Annotated in this window: 5 protein-coding genes; 2 read left to right on the top strand and 3 right to left on the bottom strand. The window is 39.3% G+C overall.

Translation table 11 applies throughout. From position 1 onward, the window contains the following. The coding region (locus BHECKSOX2_RS07275; RefSeq protein ID WP_218973231.1) for a fibrobacter succinogenes major paralogous domain-containing protein at positions 1 to 621 on the top strand (621 nt) is incomplete at its 5' end. A 727-nt stretch (positions 622 to 1,348) separates the two neighbouring features. On the opposite strand, the gene BHECKSOX2_RS07270 is transcribed toward BHECKSOX2_RS07275, so the two are convergent. The 3 genes from BHECKSOX2_RS07270 to trpC are packed head-to-tail and all read right to left on the bottom strand — an operon-like array spanning position 1,349 to position 2,779. Beyond that, complete coding sequence (locus BHECKSOX2_RS07270; protein WP_180323711.1) at positions 1,349 to 1,585, bottom strand: hypothetical protein; 237 nt, start codon at positions 1,583 to 1,585, stop codon at positions 1,349 to 1,351. Continuing rightward, the gene (locus BHECKSOX2_RS07265; protein ID WP_090714913.1) at positions 1,563 to 1,976 is read right to left on the bottom strand and encodes an OsmC family protein; all 414 of its coding nucleotides are present in this window, start codon (positions 1,974 to 1,976) and stop codon (positions 1,563 to 1,565) included. The genes BHECKSOX2_RS07270 and BHECKSOX2_RS07265 overlap by 23 nt, the downstream gene beginning before the upstream one ends. Then, the gene (gene trpC, locus BHECKSOX2_RS07260) at positions 1,973 to 2,779 is read right to left on the bottom strand and encodes an indole-3-glycerol phosphate synthase TrpC (RefSeq protein ID WP_139683059.1); all 807 of its coding nucleotides are present in this window, start codon (positions 2,777 to 2,779) and stop codon (positions 1,973 to 1,975) included. Before trpC ends, BHECKSOX2_RS07265 begins: the two co-directional genes overlap by 4 nt. Positions 2,780 to 2,834: 55 nt before the next feature. Between trpC and kdsA the strand changes: the two genes are divergently transcribed. Further along, the gene (gene kdsA / locus BHECKSOX2_RS07255) at positions 2,835 to 3,668 is read left to right on the top strand and encodes a 3-deoxy-8-phosphooctulonate synthase (protein ID WP_090714918.1); all 834 of its coding nucleotides are present in this window, start codon (positions 2,835 to 2,837) and stop codon (positions 3,666 to 3,668) included. Positions 3,669 to 3,816 lie beyond the last annotated feature (148 nt).

Below are 3,816 nucleotides of genomic sequence, written 5' to 3'. Positions count from 1 at the left end.
GGCAAACTCACTGTCAAACTACCACTGGGCAACAAACAAAAATTCACCAACTTTGCCATTGCCAGCAAAGCCTTTAAAGACAGCCGCAAAATGGACTTAGGCGCGCTTGCTTGGGTGGAGCGTAGTAATAAAATAACGATTGAAGGCGGAAAAAAAATATCGTTTAAAGGGCTAACTTACGGACTGATCACCTCACCTAACACAGGCAGAGTCTGGCTTGATAGAAATCTTGGCGCAACAAAAGTTGCCGAGTCAAGTACTGACAGTGGTGCTTATGGGGATTATTACCAATGGGGTAGAAATGACATCTGTCCAGTAGACTTTAGCGTGCCAACTGAGGCAGAGTTAAAAGCAGATACTACTGATGTTAGTATTACTAATGCTGCTACAGCCTTCTCTAGTTTTCTTAAAATCGCACTTGCTGGCTACCAGATTGAGGATTCTCGAAGGTTCGGTATGGGTCTTAACGCCTACTTGTGGACCAAGAATGCTGATAAGTCAGATACGAAGATGGGTCGTAATTTGTTTATTGAAAAGGGGAGTTCTAATTCTAACTTTACGGGTCTCAACAAAAGTTCAAAGGATCTTTATTATAGCATTCGTTGCATTATGGATCTATAAGCGGGTGCTAGCACGACACTTTACACCATTTTTGGTATTTGATCATTCAGGCTTTTGCTTGGTCTGCTACTCAATAAGGCAATAGCCTTGTTAAGTAGTCGCCCCTTAAAAACCCACTCCAAACAAACCAAAACCACCCATTTTGCCAACCATCTAAATCAACAAAACTGCTTTTTATCCAGCACCACAAAAAACCTTAGGTATTTTACAAAAAATAAGCCCAGTTTTTGCCANATTTTTTTAAGCAAAACGACCAAGAAATAAGAGGTATTTTAGCAAAAGTTGGTTGATTTGTCTAGGGTTATTGTTGGTTTTATTGTTATAAATCAATTTGTTGTGTGGTTTTTAAGGGTTGACTAAGTAGTTGTGCTTCAAAATTGTCAAATGTCATTTGTTTAGATGGGTAGCGCCTAAGCAAGCCATCGGTATGTTCACTTAATTCTCTCTCCCATGATGAATAAGGGCTGGCAAAGTAAACTTTAGTTTTTGGTTGTTGCGCAATTTTCCGATGATAGGTAAATTCTTTGCTATTGTTGCGTTAATGATAATACCGCTTACCTATATTATGAGCAATCTATCTGGATACGGTTGGCTTATTGACAGCAACATTATCAGCAATGAATGAGCGCGCCATCCCCTGTTTTAAGCCTTAGTAAATATAGTATCTTGCTTTTTTTAGAGTTTAAATGAGCGAGATAAAATAAGAAGAATAAATGGAATTTTCCTTTTAAAAGAACCAATGGTAGATGCCCAATGTGTTGACGCAGACAAAAACAGTATTTAATAAGACCAAGGGTTTGTCATGATTTTTAACACCTTGAATAATCCAGCTGACGGCCGAAACCATAAAGAAAATATAGCCATATTTTGAGTGGCTAAAGTTGAGTGCGACTAGTGAGCCACCAGTAATACCCGTAATCGTGCCCAGCCACCCCCAAGTGTTATTCATGGATTTCAAAATCATGGGTTATGCTAGCAGCTTTGCCCAGCATGATGGAGGCAGAGCAATATTTATCAGCAGACAGACTTATGGCTTTACCCACTTTTTTATCGTTTAAATCAGAGCCTTTAATAATAAAGTGAAGGTGAATTTTAGTGAATATTTTTGGATGTTCTTCAGCACGCTCGGCAGATATTTCTACGCGACAATCATGTGCTTCTTGGTGCATTTTTTTCAGTGTTGATACCACATCAATGGTTGTGCAACCGCCCATACCAAGGAGTAACATCTCCATTGGGCGAATACCTAGATTTTTGCCGCCTAAATCTTGAGGTCCATCCATCACCACAGCGTGGCCACTGGCTGACTCACCAACCATCATCATGTTATCAATCCATTTGACTGTTGTCTTCATTTATTTACTCCAAAGATGTCTTGTAGTGCTTTTCCTGGATCATCTTGACGCATAAATGCTTCGCCAACCAAGAAACTGTAAATATTGTGCTCCCGCATAAAGTTGACATCATCTGCAGTTAAAATACCACTTTCGGTGATAATCAAAGTGTCTTCTTTGATTTCTTTCATGAGTTCAACGGTTGTCTCTAAAGAGACATCAAAGGTGCGTAAGTTTCTATTGTTAATGCCAATCATTGGCAGGCGCAATTGTAATGTACGCTCTAATTCTTCTATGTTGTGCACCTCAACCAAAACATCCATATTAATAGCAATGGCACGCATTGCAAAGTCTTCCATTTGTTCGTCGCTTAGACAAGCAGTAATTAGTAAAATACAATCAGCACCTAAGGTTCTGGCTTCGTAAATCTGATAGGGGTCTATAATAAATTCTTTGCGTAACACTGGTATTGATACTGCTTCTCGCACATCGCTCAAATATTGGTTGTCACCTTGGAAAAAGTCTTTATCGGTTAAAACTGATAAGCAAGCTGCACCTGCTTTCTCGTAGCTTTTAGCGATTTCAACAGGGTTAAAATTCTCACGCAATACACCTTTAGAAGGTGATGCTTTTTTGATTTCTGCAATAACACCATTTTGTTTGGCGTCTGCTTTATCTTTCAATGCTTGGTAAAAATCGCGTGTATCACGGTTTTTATAAGCAGCATCCAGCATTTGTTTTTCTGAAATATTGTTTTTACATTCGGCAATTTCAACTTCTTTGCGTGCGATAATTTTTTTTAAAATGTCAGGTGTATTCGTCATAGTCTACTATTTTAAACGATATAATGAGCGTTGAGTTTTTGTATAAATCATAACCATGAAATTATTAGATTTTGAAGTTGGTATTGACCAGCCATTTTTCCTGATTGCAGGCCCTTGTGTTATTGAATCTGAGGCATTAGCCTTAGAGACTGCTACTTATTTAAAAAAAATCACTGAGGAGTTGGGTATTAATTTTATTTACAAATCTTCATATGATAAAGCCAATCGCACCAGCACTAGTAGCTTTAGAGGCTTAGGTATTGAAGAGGGGTTACGCATTTTACAAAAAGTAAAAGATGAAGTCGACTGCAAAGTTCTAACCGATGTTCACGAAGACACACCGCTTGATGAGGTTGCCAGCGTGGTAGATATGATGCAAACCCCTGCATTTTTAGTGCGTCAAACCAACTTCATTCAAAATGTGTGCAAGCAGGGTATTCCTGTCAATATTAAAAAAGGCCAATTTCAAGCACCGTGGGATATGAGCAATGTTGTTGCTAAAGCCCGAGAAGCCGGCAATCAGCAAATCACCGTTTGCGACAGAGGCACCAGCTTTGGTTATAACACCTTAGTATCAGATATGCGTGGTTTGGCGCAAATGCGTGCTACTGGTTGCCCCGTGGTATTTGATGCTACCCATTCAGTGCAACAACCTGGTGGACAAGGCACAACCTCAGGCGGACAGCGGGAAATGGTGCCAGTTTTAGCCCGTGCTGCTATTGCAGTCGGTATCAGCGGTATTTTTATGGAAACTCACCCCAACCCAGAAAAAGCCCTTAGCGATGGTCCTAATTCTATGCCGATTGATAAGATGGGAGCGTTGTTAAAGACCTTGCAGGGGCTTGATGATTTGGTTAAGAAAAATGAGTTGTTAGAGGCGTCTTTGTAGGTGGTTATAATTAGTCAGCCCTTAAAAACCACACAAAACATTGATTTATAACAATAAAACCAACAATAACCCTAGACAAATCAACCAACTTTTGTTAAAATACCTCTTATTTCTTGGTCGTTTTGCTTAAAAAAATGTTAACTAAATC

Source organism: thiotrophic endosymbiont of Bathymodiolus puteoserpentis (Logatchev), assembly GCF_900127505.1.
In the GTDB taxonomy this organism is placed as follows: Bacteria; Pseudomonadota; Gammaproteobacteria; order PS1; family Pseudothioglobaceae; genus Thiodubiliella.
The sequence above is the reverse complement of the archived record's forward strand: the minus strand, read 5'-3'. Positions and strand labels throughout refer to the sequence as shown.

Excerpts from the sequence above, each read along its gene's own strand:
- BHECKSOX2_RS07270 (WP_180323711.1), bottom strand. The coding sequence starts at position 1,585 with ATGATTTTGAAATCCATGAATAACACTTGGGGGTGGCTGGGCACGATT.
- BHECKSOX2_RS07265 (WP_090714913.1), bottom strand. The coding sequence starts at position 1,976 with ATGAAGACAACAGTCAAATGGATTGATAACATGATGATGGTTGGTGAG.
- trpC (WP_139683059.1), bottom strand. The coding sequence starts at position 2,779 with ATGACGAATACACCTGACATTTTAAAAAAAATTATCGCACGCAAAGAA.
- kdsA (WP_090714918.1), top strand. The coding sequence starts at position 2,835 with ATGAAATTATTAGATTTTGAAGTTGGTATTGACCAGCCATTTTTCCTG.